This window comes from Candidatus Nitrosotenuis chungbukensis (assembly GCF_000685395.1).
Lineage (GTDB): Archaea > Thermoproteota > Nitrososphaeria > Nitrososphaerales > Nitrosopumilaceae > Nitrosotenuis > Nitrosotenuis chungbukensis.
On sequence record NZ_AVSQ01000002.1, the window covers coordinates 19,059 to 33,028 of the forward strand.

Genomic DNA, 13,970 nt, shown 5'->3' on the forward strand with positions numbered 1-13,970 from the left:
TTTTACTATGGAAAAAAGGCTCGAAGTAGACATTCAACTAATTGTCCACGCGACTGAGGATTTGGAAAAGATCCTTGCCACATTCAAGGAAGCGTTTGACATAGACAGGGAGGACTTTGACATGCAAAACCTCACAGGCCACTTTGAGAACCCAATCATCATGCTGCACGCAAAGATTAAGAAAAAAAAGGCGCAGTTCTTTGTAAAAAAACTAGTCGCGTCAATCCCGAGGGAGCAGATCAACACGATAATTGAGGACTTGGAAAACAGATACGACGACTCTACGCTGTACCTGAGAATAGGCAAGCAGTCGCTTGTAAAGGGCGAAATAGTGCTAAGCGACAAGGAGCCGGTCAAGATTAAAATTTTCACCCCGATATACAAGCAGGCAGACATCGAGGACACATTTACCAGACTGCTCACACAAGGCACGATTTAATATCAATTTGATCAGTACAGAAACGGGAATGAAGAGCTGCAAAGCCGCTCCAGTCTGAGTAATACTGTGAAGATGCCGCGACGATCTGACCCAAAAAAATTCGATGCAAGATTGTTTTAAATAATGTTGCTTCAGCTGTCTGATAGTTGAAAGCCGATTACGACCTGATTGTAGCAGGAGGGGGACTTGCCGGAATGGTTGCTGCCCAGTCTGCAGCGCATCACTCCAAACAGAGACTGTCCATTTTGGTGATTGATAGAAACCCATCGATTTTCCTTGGGCGCAAGACCATAAACGGATGGGTCTGCGGAGACGCAGTCAGCAAAGAAGCAGTAGACTACATGGGAAAAAAGATCAACGTAATCTGGGGAAAGCCTGAGCTCGAATACAGGGTAAAAGGCGTAATCGCGTTGTCACCTGACAGGGAAACGTCAATCCCATTTGACGGCGACGGATATCTCCTCAACAGGCAGGAGCTTCCACAGAGCCAGTACAAGCAGGCGCAGAAAATGGGAATAAATTTTGATTTTGAAATTAATCTTACCAACCTTCTCTATGACGGAAACCAGGTCATCGGGGTGCAGGGAACAAACAGGCATACAAACGAGCCTTACAAAAAAACCGCAAAGGTGGTAATTGACGCAACAGGCGTTGCATCGATGCTGAGAAACGGAGTCCAGAACACCACGAAGATGGAAAAGAAAATCGACCGCAGAGATCTGGAATCGACTGGAAGGCACATCATGTTTTTTGAAAAAGGGGTAGAGGACCTCACGGAGTTTGATCCTGATTACTGTTTGATTCACCTAGACCAGGACATCGCACCTGGCGGCTACGGGTGGGTTTTTCCAAAGGGCAAAGACAAGGTAAACATCGGACTTGGGGTCGAAAAGACGCTTTTGGAAAAGCGAAACAAGAGGCTTGGAAAACACGACGACGTCACGGGGCTGATAAACCAGTATGTGGCGCGCAACAAGGCAATCAAGAACCCAAGGCTTTCTGACGATCCATCGGATATTCACAATGCAACGGGCAACTGGCAGGTGTCGGTGAGAAGGCAAAACGACTGCATGGTTTCAAACGGGTTCATGCTAGTTGGCGATTCCGCATGGATGCCAAAACCGCTTGATGCAGGAGGCATAGGCCCCGCCCTCATCGCAGGATCACTCATTGGCAAAAACGTAGTTGACGCAATCGAGTCAAACGATGTCACGGAAAAAGGACTCTGGCAGTACAATGTGGATTATGTAAAAGAGTACGGGTACAAGACCCCTGGACTGGAGGTGTTTAGAAGACTATTGCAGTTGCTGACAAACGCCCAGCTCAACTACGGCATGAAGCACTTTTTGGGAAACCTCGATGTCGAGGCAATAAGCAAGGGGGAGCACCCGGACTTTAGCGCAGTTGGAAAGATGAGCGTCATTGGAAAGATGACCATGCTCATGCGCGGCGCACTAAACATGAAGCTTGCAGAGGGATTACGATACACCACACAGCGAAACAAGATCCTCACAGAGCACTATGCCAATTATCCAAAGAACCCTGAGAGCTTTGACGCATGGAACAAGCAGCTGCAAAAAATACTCCACGAGTCATTTGTGCATTTGGAAAAATGGGAAAACTGACTAGTCTTAAATAAAGTAAAGCAGATAGGAAAATCATGTTACAGGCAGCATCGACCTACCTTGACTGGAACAACTCCATTGACATTTTGAACAAGGCGTATGACGCCGGGCTTTTTGCACTTATCATAGGCCCAAAGGGAACCGGAAAGACTTCGCTTGTGCGAGAGTTTGCCGCAAAAAAATCTGCAAAGCTAGAGTCAGTCAACTTTTCGCTTCGAACGAGGGAGAGCCACCTCGTTGGAGCAAAGACCCTGACTGACGGCTCGATTGGGTTTGACGAGGGAATTTTGATTAGATCAATGAGGGAGGGAAGCCTCCTGTATCTTGACGAGATAAACGCAGCAGAGGCAGACGTCCTGCTAAGGCTTGACGAGGCGCTAGACGACAGAAGGCAGATAGTCCTCAAAGAGTCGACAGGCGAGATGATCAAGGCAAACGAGAAATGGTTTGTAGTCGCGACAATCAACCCGCTCACGCACGTGGGGACAAAGGAGCTTCCGCCGCAAATCCTGAGCAGGTTCCCAATAAGGATAAGACTTGACTACCCCCCAGAAGAAACCGAGCTGCAGATCGTAAAGAGATACGCATCGAGCGGACACGATGAAAAGCTGATCCAGGGAATAAAGCTTGCAAACACGCTGCGCCAGGCAGCGGCAGTGGAGGAGCTGTACTACTCCCCAAGTCTCAGGGAGACAATCGCGTTTGCAAAACTTCTTGACTCTGGCATGAACGCCAAGGAGGCGGCCGTAATCGTGTTTGGCAACGTATATTCCCAGTGGGGAAACGTCGAGTATCAAAAAGTAAATGACATCATCACGTCGATGTTTGGTAGTTAATGCAAACGCTACACCTAAGAAACGACACGCTAGTTGAGATTGCAACATTTCTTGCAAGACGCTGGTCTGAAAAGGACAAGATCACAGTCGAGTTCTCAGACAAAAGAGAAACGCAGACTAAGCTAAAGGAAAACAAGATCAGCCTTGTCTCCCCCGAGAGGCTAGCAGGAACTGACTTTGACAAATACAGGCAGTTTCGAACGGCAATATGGTACGAGGCGATGCGAATCAAGTTTTGCAAAAAAATCCTAAGCAACGAGCACGCATTTGGCTTTGTCCTAAACACGCTTGAGACGCGCAGAATCGAGCTGCTCGGAAGAAAGGTCTGGCGAGGAATGGATGCAGAGATGATCTTCAGCTACACGTACCAGTGGCTATACAGGCCCCAGCTTGCAAACGTTCTTGGAAAGCACAGGATAGTCGAGGCGTTCTACCAGTACTTTTTGTTTGGCGACATAAAGGGCGAGATGCAGCCAAGCTACTACGACAAAATAACAAACGCATCGGCACGCGCAAAAGAAATCGTAAACGAGGCACTTGAAAAAAAGCACGACACAGAATGGATTGAGAAAAAAATTCCAGAGATTTTGAAAATTTTGGATCTTGATGCGCTAGTCACCATACAGATATCACTGCCATGGAAGAATCCCGGACTTTTGACAACGCAGCAGGACTTTGTAAAGGCGGTGCAAAAGACGGCAAAAAACAGGGAGTCGGATTTTGGAAAAATCGACGTTCAGAACATTTTGGAGAGCACGTCGGTTGCAGAAGAGTTCAAGGTGCTAAAGGACGAAAACAGGAAAAACGAGAACAAGGGGCTTGGCACCGAGTCAGTCGGGATACAGATCCCGGGATCTACCAACGTGGACGAGACCAGGATTTACGACCAGGACCTGATCAGCAACCTAAAGACAAAGTTCAAGGAATGGAAGACCAGCTGGAGCGAGCAGCACGTCGTATCGGGGGACGAGTTTGACGAGGAGGCATACGCGGAAGGGCATCATTCCCCGTTTATCACGGATGTGAAAAAATCAATCAAGGCAAAGATCGTAATTTTGCTTGATCACTCGTCATCCATAATGGACCAGCAAATCCAGTACAAGAAGGCAACGCTTGCACTGTGCGAGGTGCTGTCATTTTTAAAAATAAAATTCTCAGTGTACGCGTTTAACACGACGCAAAAGCAGGTGGTGTGCTGGCTTGTAAAACCAGAGGACATCAAGTGGAACAATGCTTCTGCAAAGAGGCTTGCGCAGATTGACGCAAACGGGGGTACTCCGCTTGCAGAGGTCTACGAAAAGATGTATCCTAGCTTGCGCTCAAAAAAGCCAGACATATTTTTGACACTGTCAGACGGCGAGCCGTCTGACCCGGACGCGGTGCGCTATATGATAAAATCCCTAAAGGCACTCGGGATAAGGATGGTCGCAATCGGAGTCGGCAGGGACACGTTTGGCGCAACAAACATTGCAAACAACTTGAAGTATCTTGGATATGAGAACACGCTTGCAGTCTCAAGACTAAAGGACATTCCAAACAGGGTCCTTTCTGTTTTGAGTGCAGAGTAATCCCAACCATAAATTCTAAATTTAGCGTCAAATTGACCGAGAGTCATGAGTACGATAGAAATCACGCAGGACGAGTTATTATCAAACATAGAAAGCAAGATTCCGCTTTTAATTTTGGACATAAGGGCAAAAGACGCATACATGCAGGGTCACATACAGGGTGCGGCAAACGCCATATGCGATTCGATGCAGCAAAAACAGGTCATAATGTCAAAGATTCCGCAAAACATGAGAATCGTTCTAATCGATGATGACGCCACCGCAGCAAAGGAAAACGCCACAATGATGGCAAGATTTGGCTTTGATGTACACTATCTAAAAGACGGAATGAAAGGCTGGGACAAGGAGACGGTAAAGAGCACGCAGGACACAACTGTCAGCGGCGACAACTTGTGGAACTCCATAAAACAAAACGAGAACGTGTTTTTGCTAGACGTCAGAGAGCCGCAGGAATATGCAGAGTTTAGAATTCCAGGCGCAGTAAACATCCCGTTATCCAGACTGTTCATGCCAGGATCACAGTCAGAAATTCCAAAGGACAAAAAAATTATAACGATATGCTCGCACGGGAATCGCTCCATGGTTGCGACGTTTGCGCTTGCAAAAAACGGAATCGAGTCGACATCGCTTGTCGGAGGAATGGCGTGGTGGAACCAGGTCCTAAATGCAACCACACTCAAAGAGGGAGACGTCACAATAATCCAGGTGGAAAAAATCGGAAAGGGCTGCCTCTCCCACATAGTCGGCTCAAACGGCGAGGCAGTAGTAATTGATCCCACATATCCCGCAGCAAAATACATCGAGTTTGCGCAAAAGGAAGGACTCAAGATTACCAAAGTAATTGACACGCACCAGCACGCAGACCACGTCTCTGCAGCAAAGGAACTGGCGCATTCTACGGGCGCAAAACTCTACTTCAGCAAGCTGGAAGAGTACAAGCTGGAAAGCGAAAAAGTCGAGGACGGAAACACCATACCTTTTGGGACAAAACATCTGCGCGCAATCCACACGCCAGGACACACTGCGGGTAGCATGTCGTACGTTCTTGATGACAAGTACGTTTTCAGCGGCGACATACTGTTTGTAGAGGGGATAGGCAGGCCAGACCTGAGAGACCAGGTGGAGGAATACGCCACAAAACTATACGACACGTTACACAGCAAGCTTTTGAAATTTTCCGACAGCACCAAGGTCTTCCCAACGCACCACGGCGAGGGAGTAAAGCCAACTGAGAACGGCATCTACTGCACCACCATAGGAGTGGCAAGGAAGCTTCCCCTGCTGGATCTTGATCAGTCAGCGTTTGTCTCCAAGGTTGTCAGCATCACGACCCCAAGGCCAATGAACTACTCCATGATCATCAAGATAAACAAGGGAGTGATTCCAATGTCCCCAATGCAGATTCCCGACCTAGAGATGGGTCCAAACAGATGCAGCATCAAGATGTGATTGACTAAATTCATAAGATTGATCAGTTGAGAGTCAAGCAGTGTCTTGGACTAATTTTGGCGCAATGATATTACTTGGGCTATCACTTCTTTTCGTTTTATCAGTCCCGCACGTCTATGCGATTAATTCCAGTACTGACAAAACGTCCTACGGTCCAGGCGATAAAATCACGATTTCAGGAAACGTCGGAAATATAGCTGCTGGAAAATACATCGGTCTGCAGATTAGAAGCTCAAACGACTTGGTTCAGATTGACCAGTTTATGCCGTCAGGGGACGGATCGTTTTCAAAAGAATATTTTGCAAAGGGCGCAAAGTGGAGCTTGCCTGGAACATACAGCGTAATTGTCGCATATGACGGGCAGACTGCCACGTCTACTTTTCAGTTCAGCCTAGAACCAAATCAAGACAATCCAGATGATCAGGAAGATCAAAGTCCGAGCCAGCCCCCCATGCAGCCAACTGTTCAGCCAGCGCCCCAGACAAAGCCAAAGGTCCCAGGCTTTCCCGCACTAGATGCGTCACCGCAGCACTACTTTGACAGATACCAGAACGAGCCGGCATTCAGGGAATGGTTTGAGAAAGCATTCCAGGGCTACACCATACAGGAAATTGTCGGATACAAAAAAACTCACCTGGAATCATTTCCAGACGTGACAAAGTCGCGCCAGTATTATCTGGACAGGTACAACAGCGAAACAGAGTACAAGGAGTGGTTTGACTCGCAGTTTCCAGGAGAGTCCGTCTACGAGTTCTTCGACATAGCGCATGACAAGATACCAAGCTGGATAAAAAACATGGCAGCGCAGTGGTCAAGAGGGGAAACGTCAGATTCTGACTTTGTAAACGGAATAAAATACCTCATTGAAAACGATTTCATAAAAACGCACGACATGCAGGACACGGGGTCAGAAAGCGAGATACCGGACTGGATAAAAAACAGCGCGTCATGGTGGGCGTCTGGAAAAATAACTGAAGACGAGTTCGTAAACTCTATCAAGTATTTAATCGAAAACAAAATCATCATACTAGATTAAATCACGCCATACCCGCAGATACCAAGTGCCAATTGCAAAATGTTTGTCCGTATCACAGCCGTTTGCGGACCTGATCATCATGGGAAAGAAAACAATTGAGCTAAGAAAGTGGAACACCAGATTTCGCGGCGAGTTTCTCATTCACTCCCCAGTGGCAATAAAATCAGACGACTGCAAGAGGCTTGGGATTGACGAGTCGGGCCTTAGGACTGGCGCAATAATCGGCAAGGCAGTGATCTACGACGTGAAGATTTACAAGACAAAAAAAGAACTGCAGGCAGACAAGAAATATCATTTTGCGTCAGACGAGTCATACAGAAAATACGGGTTTCTGCTAAAAAACGCAAAAGCATTCAAGGTCCCAATACCATACAAGGGCAAGCTTGGGTTTTTCGACATACGTCTGGACGACACCATAGTAAGGGACGAAGATATTACGTCGGATCTTTTCGACGAGGAATACCGCACGCAGTGGATAAACCACCACTAGTGCGAAAAACCGTTACTATCTATATATAAAGGCGGTATTTAAAAAACCGCAAATGCCACAGACAAAGCCAATCGTTAGCGTTGAAAACGTAGTAGCCTCCGCATCAGTTGACCAAAAAATAGACCTAAACGAGGTAACAAAAAAATTCCCAGACACTGAATATCATCCTGACCAGTTTCCAGGACTTGTCTTTAGACTGAAGACCCCAAGGACTGCCACGCTGATATTTAGAACAGGAAAGATGGTCTGCACTGGCGCAAAATCAGAGGAGATGGCAATCAAGGCAGTGCAAACAGTTGTGCAGCAACTGCGAAAGGGAGGAATCAAAATAAAAAAGGACGCAGAGATTGTAGTTCAGAACATTGTTGCCGCAATTAACCTGGGCGGCAAGATTCACCTCGAGTCGGCTGCAAGAACCCTGCCGCGAAGCATGTACGAGCCAGAGCAGTTTCCGGGATTGATCCACAGGATGCTTGACCCAAAGACGGTGATACTGCTATTTGCATCAGGCAAGCTGGTTTGCACGGGCGCAAAAAAGGAGGCAGACGTGTACCGCTCCGTGAACAACCTGCATGCGCTACTTGAAGAAAAAAAACTAATGATCTACGACAAGTAGATTCCAAACATCTTTGTATAATAAAAGGCCGATTTCCAAGACTGAAAATTAAATGATTTTATTTATAGTCCCACAATGCCAGTGTTTTTGTTGCCAGCAGTAAAATCAATAATGAAAAAGGCCATTTCGATCCCAAAGGAATCGTCAGTGGCGCACGCGATCAGGCAGATGCTTGATCACAAAGTATCGCGTCTCCTAGTCAGCAAGGAGGACGAACCCGTAGGGATTGTAACTGAAAGGGATGTGGGTTTTTTTCTTTTGGCAGACAACACCGAGGAAAACCTGGACAAAATACCTCTCAGCAAGGTAACAAAGCCCCTTGTAACTGTCGATGAGGAAATGAGCATAAAGGAATGCGCACAGATAATGGCAGACAGGAAAATAGGATCACTTGGAATAAACCTGCACGGAAAGACAGTCGGAATAATCACAAAGACAGATTTGACAAGACATTATCTGCAAGAGCACGTAGGCAAAAAACGCGTCGGCGACTTTATGACAGTATCATATGTTTCGATGTACGAGGACGATCCGATTTACAAGATTGCCGCAAAGATGGTAGAAGAAAAGGTGTCCAGAATAATTCTAAAAAACAAAAGCGACGTGCCAATTGGAGTGGTCACGTTTAGGGACTTGTTCAGAATTGCCCTCACCATGGGACAGGAAGAAAACACAGTAGACAATACAGATTCTATGATTTCAGTGGTTTTCCCAAGAAAGGGATTTCTCTCAGAGTCAGGCTTTGGCAAGACGATCATCACAAAGGAAGTGATGAGCAACAAAATAGTAACGGCAGACTACAATGACGACGTGATAACTGCATGCGAGATCATACTGGACAACAATGTAAACGGCGTTGGCGTTTTGATCAATGGCAAGCTTGGCGGAGTGCTAAGCAAGACAGACATCACACGCGCGCTAGTATCAGTGTGAGTTTCAGGTTTGAAATTACACCATACCGAGTGTGAAAATTTGTGCGCTCGTACAGTTATTTGTGATTTTCTTGTTTTAGCTTTTCCCAGTCTGCCAGGAAATTCTTCAGTCCTATATCCGTGAGTGGGTGCTTTAGCATTTTTCCCAGAACATCTGGCGGGAGAGTAACTACGTCTGCGCCGATTTTGGCAGCCTCCACTATATGCATCGGGTGTCGTATGCTTGCAACTAGGATCTGCGTCTTGAAATTATAATTTGTAAATATTTGCTTTATCTCCGCAATTAGGCTCATCCCGTCCTGGCCAATGTCGTCCAGCCTTCCGATGAATGGGCTGACATATTTTGCCCCGGCCTTTGCCGCAAGAATTGCCTGGTTTGGCGAGAACACCAGTGTGACATTTACCGGAATCCCCTCAGATGAAAAGCTCTTGCATGCCTTTAGCCCGTCGGCAGTCATCGGGACCTTGATCACGACGTTTTGCCCGTATTTTTTTAGCCTGTGCCCCTCGTCCATCATTCCGGAATAGTCTGTTGCGACAACCTCGAGGCTCACGTCGCCTTTGATTATTTTGGTGATCTCCTCCATTGCCTTTAGCGGGTCGCCGCCTTCCTTTGCCAACAGCGACGGGTTGGTGGTTATTCCGTCAAGCAGGCCCATGTCGTTGTACGTTCTAATGGACTGGAGGTTTGCAGTATCAAGAAAGATTTTCATTGTTTTTTCTTACCTGTGATTTCCCTTACCGCTTTTGCTATATTAATTGATGTAAGGCCGTGCTTTTCTAAGAGCAGCGGAATTTCAGAGTCACGCGCAGACTCGCCGAACCTATCGTTTACGCCGATGCGCTTGATTGGAACAGGATACGATTCAGAAACCACTTCGGCAACTGCCGAGCCAAGCCCACCCATGATGTTGTGCTCCTCGCATGTCACAATGCACCCGGTTTCCCTTGCGGACTTTTCCAAGAGTGCAGAGTCAATTGGCTTTATCGAAAACATGTCAATCACCTTGCAGGACACTCCCTCCTGCTTTAGAGAGTCGGCAGCATCAAGTGCCATCTTTACCGTTATGCCGCACGCTGCAATCGTGCAGTCAGCGCCTTCCCTCATCGTGATCCCCTTTCCCGCTTCAAATTCCTGCGAGTCCTCGTGCACGACAGGGCTGTTTGATCTGGTCATCCTCATGTAGAAGGGTCCGTACCTTTGAGACATCAGCCTGGTCAGCTTGCCCACTGCAACAGTGTCTGCCGGAATGAAAACGGAAAAGTGCGGGATTGCGCGCATTATTGCGATGTCTTCTATTTGCTGGTGCGACCCGCCGTCTGCGCCAACTGAGATTCCACCGTGAGACACTACAAGCTTCACGTTTAGCCCCTTGTTGCCATTTGGCGATGGATATGCAATCGCGTTTCGGATTTGATCGACGCACCTTCCCGGAAGAAATATCGCATATGTGCTGGCAAACGCGGTTTTGCCAGATATTGCAAGGCCTGCAGAAACGGAGACAAGGTTTGCCTCCGCTATGCCAACGTTGAAAAATCTGTCGGGAAACTTTTTCCCAAAGTCTGCTGTTTTTAGCGAGTCAGTCGTGTCTGCCCCAAGCACCACAACGTTTGGGTTTTCGTCCCCTATCTCCAATAGCGCCTTTCCATAAGCGGTGCGCATGTCAGTCATCTGGCCAATCATGCGTATCCAAGCTCCTTTGCAATTTGGCTAATCAGATTCTTTTTTTCTCCAATTATGTGCAGGTCAATCCACTTTGCCACGAGATCCTTTCCCCCAAGGTCAAATGCCTTTTGGATTAGCATCTTGCGTCTGGCGTGCGCAATTTTGTGTCTAAACTCTCTTATTATTCCGCGCACGTCCTGCTGCCCTATGATGGCACTTCCCCCGACAAATGCCCTCGCCCCGTCAACAAAACACGCGCCAATGTTATCCAGTGTGACTCCCCCGTCTGCCTCTATGCACCCATCAAATCTGTTCTCAGACAGGATTTGGTTTAGCCTGCGCATTTTTTCATGCGTTGACTCGATGTATTTCTGTCCTGACCTGCCAGGTACCACTGACATCACTATGATTTGGTCAAGCCTTGGGATGAACTGCTTTGACCATTCGGGCAGCTCCGTGTCAGGATTTATGGCAAGCCCCACGCCGACCTGGTTTGCGTTTAGGATGTCACAGATTTCTCCAAAGCTTGCCGCGTCGCAGACCTCTGCATGGACAGTCACTATGTCAGAGCCGGCGTCCACGTAATCTCTTACGTGTCGTACGGGATTGTTTATCATCAGATGGGTGTCAAACGGGATTACGGTTAGCGGCCTGAGCTCTTTTATTTTTGTGTGATCAAAAGTCTTGTTTGGGACGAACTCCCCGTCCATCACGTCCAAATGGATATAGTCGGCCCGCCCTGCAACGCATCGCTTTACCTCGTTTTCAAGGTTTGTCATGTCGCCTGCGATTATGGACGGCGCAATCATCGACTGGGAGTCCAGCTCCATTTCGATTATCGGGACGAACTCTTTTTTCGGGGCCTGGCCGTGCCACTTGGGGTTGTCCTCCATGTGCTCGACGCCTTTTCCCTTTATGGTCCTTGCAATTATTATTGACGGCGCTCCCTTGGTCTGTGCCGCTTTTTTTATTGCCGAGTCAACCTGCTCTATCCTGTGCCCGTCTATCTCAATTACGTTCCACCCAAACGATCTCCACTTGTCGCCAACCTTCCACCTGCTCGCATCCTTCCACATTTCGGACAAGTCGTCGCCGACTAGCTCCTCGTCAAGCGGCATTACCTTCTCAGTGTAAGAGTCCTGCTGTATGAAATTCCTGTCCAAAATTGCAGTCAGATTGTCCACCTTGTATTTTGATGCAGACATCGCAGCCTCCCATACCTGGCCCTCGTCTGTCTCGCCGTCTCCCATGACGGTGTAGATTCTTGTCTGCTTGCCGTCAAGCCTTGCTGCAAGTGCGCTGCCTATTGAAAACGACAGTCCAATCCCAAGTGATCCTCCGCAAAATTCTACGCCGGGGCACTTTAGGTCAGGGTGTCCCTGGAGTCTACTTCCAAACTGCCTCAGGGTGTCAAGCTCCGACGTGTCAAAATATCCAGCAAGTGCCATATTTGAAAACAGCCCAGGCGACGCGTGTCCCTTTGAGAGAATCAGCTTGTCCCTTTGGTCCCACTGCGGATTCTTTGGATCAAATCTGAGATGCTTGAAAAAAACACATCCCATTATCTCTGCCATCGAGAAGGATCCTCCGGGATGTCCTGAGCCCGCGTTTGAGGTCGCCTTGATTACAAGCTTGCGCGCATTGCGGACATTTTTTTTAATTTGATAATAGTTTAGGCCCATTTCTAATCAAAATTCATAATCGGCAGATTCATGATTTGAGACTTTTCCTGAATTCAATAAAAAGCTACTTCTGCAAAAGTTTAATCTCGGAGCGGCATACCATACACATGATAGATCTGAAGGGAGTGGTTCCGCTCATCATATATGACAACAGGTGCTACCTCTGCACAAAATTTGCCAAAATTGTCGACTTTGTGGCGGGGAAAAGGCTGACGCTTGTTGGCCACTATACGGATCTTGGAGAGGAGCTCCGGGGCCAGATACTTGATTCAAGCGCCCTTGAGATGTTTTGGTTTGTCGACGGAAAGACGGCATATGGCGGAAGGGCCGCCCTCATCCCGCTGATATTGTCAATAATTCGCCACGACAGAAGTCAAGGCCGCGGCACCGCAGACATAGGGTCCTGCGAGACGGAGTGCAGGACTGCAAAGGCAGTCTTTTTGCGATCTGCCAGCCTGCTCTCACACAGCAAGAAAATAAAAATAGCCTAAGATGTTTTTACCAAAAGATCTACCACGCTAAAACACTAGTTTGGAATATGCTCAGAACCATACACGGCCTGTGTCAGAAAAGCCGCCTGAGAAAAAAGGGCTCATTCAAGAGTTCGCGCATTTCCTGCAGACGTTTGGGGTAATAGGCCTGCAATAGCGTTTGTAATCGGCTCTGCATCATCGAATCTTGTAACGGCAGTGGTAAACGACATTGTAAACCGCTAATCGGACTTGCCCTGCAAGACGTAGGCGACCTAAAGCAGCTGTCATTTACAGTGTACAAGTCGACGTTTGCCTACGGCGACCTCATTGCAAGCACGGTTGACCTTCTCATAATTGCAGGACTGGTATTCTTGCCGTACAAGCAGCTCTCCAAGTTCAAGCTGGTAGAGGACAAGACAAAGGGCTAACGCTAGTACTGTAATAAAATAAAAAAGAACTGGCCCCAGATTATTTTAAAAATTAAAATCTAAATTTAATTTAAAATCTTGGAGTTCTGTGTTTTGGTAGGCATTCACGACAATAAACTGGTTTGCCTTCTTTTGGTTGGAAAGGTACCTCTGCTGACTTGCCGCAATCGGAACAAGTGCATGGATACATTTTCTTGTTGTATGACATGATTGTCGATATTTTTCTCCACATAAAAACGAAGGGGTTTTCCGGAATCAAACACCCGCGAACTCTTATAGTCTCACGCCTAGGGATTCCATTGTCAAGAAAGCAGAGCCACCCGTCTTTGATCAAGGGCATGATAGATCATTTTGTGTCAGGCGGGCTCCAAGTCCAGTATGCAAACTATGACGGATTTGACAAACCATTTGTGATAACGCGCCATGCGCCAGATGTCATTGCAGTCAATCCCCAAAACCAGCTAAAATACATCGGAAAGGTAAAACTTTGCAGCGAGCTTGTGGAGCAGTCCACCAAGGAGCAGTTTACGGATTTTTCAAAAATGCTGATGAAGGGCGGCAAGTCGCAAGGCCTAAAGATTCCGTTTTTCATCGGCGTTCCACAGGAGTGCCATTCCAAGATAAGGCAGACATACAGCAATTTTGACATCGCTTGGAGAGAGAACATCCAAGTGCTTGGATTCTAATTACAAAGTTTCCTTTACAGCGGGACAAGGTTTTTTAGGTAATC

16 protein-coding genes are annotated in these 13,970 nt (G+C 47.4%); 12 read left to right on the plus strand and 4 right to left on the minus strand.

Annotation, left to right across the window (positions count from 1 at the left end; translation table 11 throughout):
- Positions 1 to 7 precede the first annotated feature (7 nt).
- The 9 genes from NKMY2_RS00175 to NKMY2_RS00215 all read left to right on the plus strand — a co-directional run bounded on the left by NKMY2_RS00175 (position 8) and on the right by NKMY2_RS00215 (position 8,992).
- Positions 8 to 439 carry an RNA-binding domain-containing protein gene (locus tag NKMY2_RS00175; RefSeq protein ID WP_042683567.1) on the plus strand — a complete coding sequence of 144 codons (432 nt, stop codon included), beginning with the start codon at positions 8 to 10 and terminating at the stop codon, positions 437 to 439.
- 146 nt (positions 440 to 585) lie between these two features.
- Positions 586 to 2,064, plus strand: coding sequence for an FAD-dependent oxidoreductase (locus NKMY2_RS00180; RefSeq protein WP_042683568.1), 1,479 nt, complete (start codon positions 586 to 588; stop codon positions 2,062 to 2,064).
- Positions 2,065 to 2,099: 35 nt separating this feature from the next.
- Complete coding sequence (locus tag NKMY2_RS00185; protein WP_042683569.1) at positions 2,100 to 2,900, plus strand: AAA family ATPase; 801 nt, start codon at positions 2,100 to 2,102, stop codon at positions 2,898 to 2,900.
- The gene (locus NKMY2_RS00190; protein WP_042683570.1) at positions 2,900 to 4,468 is read left to right on the plus strand and encodes a vWA domain-containing protein; all 1,569 of its coding nucleotides are present in this window, start codon (positions 2,900 to 2,902) and stop codon (positions 4,466 to 4,468) included. The genes NKMY2_RS00185 and NKMY2_RS00190 overlap by 1 nt, the downstream gene beginning before the upstream one ends.
- A gap of 45 nt (positions 4,469 to 4,513) precedes the next feature.
- The gene (locus tag NKMY2_RS00195) at positions 4,514 to 5,917 is read left to right on the plus strand and encodes an MBL fold metallo-hydrolase (protein WP_042683571.1); all 1,404 of its coding nucleotides are present in this window, start codon (positions 4,514 to 4,516) and stop codon (positions 5,915 to 5,917) included.
- 40 nt (positions 5,918 to 5,957) lie between these two features.
- On the plus strand, positions 5,958 to 6,953 hold the full coding sequence (locus NKMY2_RS00200; RefSeq protein WP_157832399.1) for a hypothetical protein: 996 nt from the start codon (positions 5,958 to 5,960) through the stop codon (positions 6,951 to 6,953).
- Positions 6,954 to 6,978: 25 nt separating this feature from the next.
- Positions 6,979 to 7,443: an ASCH domain-containing protein gene (locus tag NKMY2_RS00205; RefSeq protein WP_255347473.1), complete on the plus strand. Its 465-nt coding sequence runs from the start codon at positions 6,979 to 6,981 to the stop codon at positions 7,441 to 7,443.
- Positions 7,444 to 7,495: 52 nt separating this feature from the next.
- Positions 7,496 to 8,059, plus strand: a complete 564-nt coding sequence (locus tag NKMY2_RS00210) for a TATA-box-binding protein (RefSeq protein ID WP_042683573.1) — start codon at positions 7,496 to 7,498, stop codon at positions 8,057 to 8,059.
- Between the two features lie 90 nt (positions 8,060 to 8,149).
- Complete coding sequence (locus NKMY2_RS00215) at positions 8,150 to 8,992, plus strand: CBS domain-containing protein (protein WP_102007744.1); 843 nt, start codon at positions 8,150 to 8,152, stop codon at positions 8,990 to 8,992.
- A gap of 55 nt (positions 8,993 to 9,047) precedes the next feature.
- On the opposite strand, the gene fsa is transcribed toward NKMY2_RS00215, so the two are convergent.
- The 3 genes from fsa to NKMY2_RS00230 are packed head-to-tail and all read right to left on the minus strand — an operon-like array spanning position 9,048 to position 12,339.
- Positions 9,048 to 9,704 (minus strand): fructose-6-phosphate aldolase, encoded by a 657-nt coding sequence (gene fsa, locus NKMY2_RS00220; protein ID WP_042683574.1) that lies wholly within the window; start codon positions 9,702 to 9,704, stop codon positions 9,048 to 9,050.
- Positions 9,701 to 10,675, minus strand: coding sequence for a transketolase family protein (locus tag NKMY2_RS00225; protein WP_238549717.1), 975 nt, complete (start codon positions 10,673 to 10,675; stop codon positions 9,701 to 9,703). The genes fsa and NKMY2_RS00225 overlap by 4 nt, the downstream gene beginning before the upstream one ends.
- Positions 10,672 to 12,339: a ribulose-phosphate 3-epimerase gene (locus tag NKMY2_RS00230; RefSeq protein WP_042683575.1), complete on the minus strand. Its 1,668-nt coding sequence runs from the start codon at positions 12,337 to 12,339 to the stop codon at positions 10,672 to 10,674. Before NKMY2_RS00230 ends, NKMY2_RS00225 begins: the two co-directional genes overlap by 4 nt.
- 107 nt (positions 12,340 to 12,446) lie before the next feature.
- On the opposite strand from NKMY2_RS00230, the gene NKMY2_RS00235 reads away from it, so the two are divergent.
- A complete protein-coding gene (locus tag NKMY2_RS00235; protein ID WP_238549718.1) occupies positions 12,447 to 12,830 on the plus strand; it encodes a hypothetical protein in 384 nt (127 codons plus the stop codon).
- Positions 12,831 to 13,105: 275 nt separating this feature from the next.
- Complete coding sequence (locus NKMY2_RS10945; protein WP_238549719.1) at positions 13,106 to 13,240, plus strand: MscL family protein; 135 nt, start codon at positions 13,106 to 13,108, stop codon at positions 13,238 to 13,240.
- Positions 13,241 to 13,310: 70 nt separating this feature from the next.
- Here the strand turns inward: NKMY2_RS10945 and NKMY2_RS10435 are convergent, their stop codons facing one another.
- Complete coding sequence (locus tag NKMY2_RS10435; RefSeq protein WP_420887341.1) at positions 13,311 to 13,472, minus strand: CxxC-x17-CxxC domain-containing protein; 162 nt, start codon at positions 13,470 to 13,472, stop codon at positions 13,311 to 13,313.
- Here NKMY2_RS10435 and NKMY2_RS00245 point away from each other — a divergent pair.
- Positions 13,399 to 13,926, plus strand: coding sequence for a hypothetical protein (locus tag NKMY2_RS00245; protein WP_177316485.1), 528 nt, complete (start codon positions 13,399 to 13,401; stop codon positions 13,924 to 13,926). The two genes, NKMY2_RS10435 and NKMY2_RS00245, sit on opposite strands and share 74 nt — an antisense overlap.
- Positions 13,927 to 13,970: the final 44 nt, after the last annotated feature.

Coding starts and splice junctions, on each gene's coding strand:
- NKMY2_RS00225 (WP_238549717.1), bottom strand. CDS start 10,675: ATGATTGGCCAGATGACTGACATGCGCACCGCTTATGGAAAGGCGCTA.
- NKMY2_RS00235 (WP_238549718.1), top strand. CDS start 12,447: ATGATAGATCTGAAGGGAGTGGTTCCGCTCATCATATATGACAACAGG.
- NKMY2_RS00195 (WP_042683571.1), top strand. CDS start 4,514: ATGAGTACGATAGAAATCACGCAGGACGAGTTATTATCAAACATAGAA.
- NKMY2_RS00230 (WP_042683575.1), bottom strand. CDS start 12,339: ATGGGCCTAAACTATTATCAAATTAAAAAAAATGTCCGCAATGCGCGC.
- NKMY2_RS10435 (WP_420887341.1), bottom strand. CDS start 13,472: ATGTGGAGAAAAATATCGACAATCATGTCATACAACAAGAAAATGTAT.
- fsa (WP_042683574.1), bottom strand. CDS start 9,704: ATGAAAATCTTTCTTGATACTGCAAACCTCCAGTCCATTAGAACGTAC.
- NKMY2_RS00210 (WP_042683573.1), top strand. CDS start 7,496: ATGCCACAGACAAAGCCAATCGTTAGCGTTGAAAACGTAGTAGCCTCC.
- NKMY2_RS00175 (WP_042683567.1), top strand. CDS start 8: ATGGAAAAAAGGCTCGAAGTAGACATTCAACTAATTGTCCACGCGACT.
- NKMY2_RS00190 (WP_042683570.1), top strand. CDS start 2,900: ATGCAAACGCTACACCTAAGAAACGACACGCTAGTTGAGATTGCAACA.
- NKMY2_RS00185 (WP_042683569.1), top strand. CDS start 2,100: ATGTTACAGGCAGCATCGACCTACCTTGACTGGAACAACTCCATTGAC.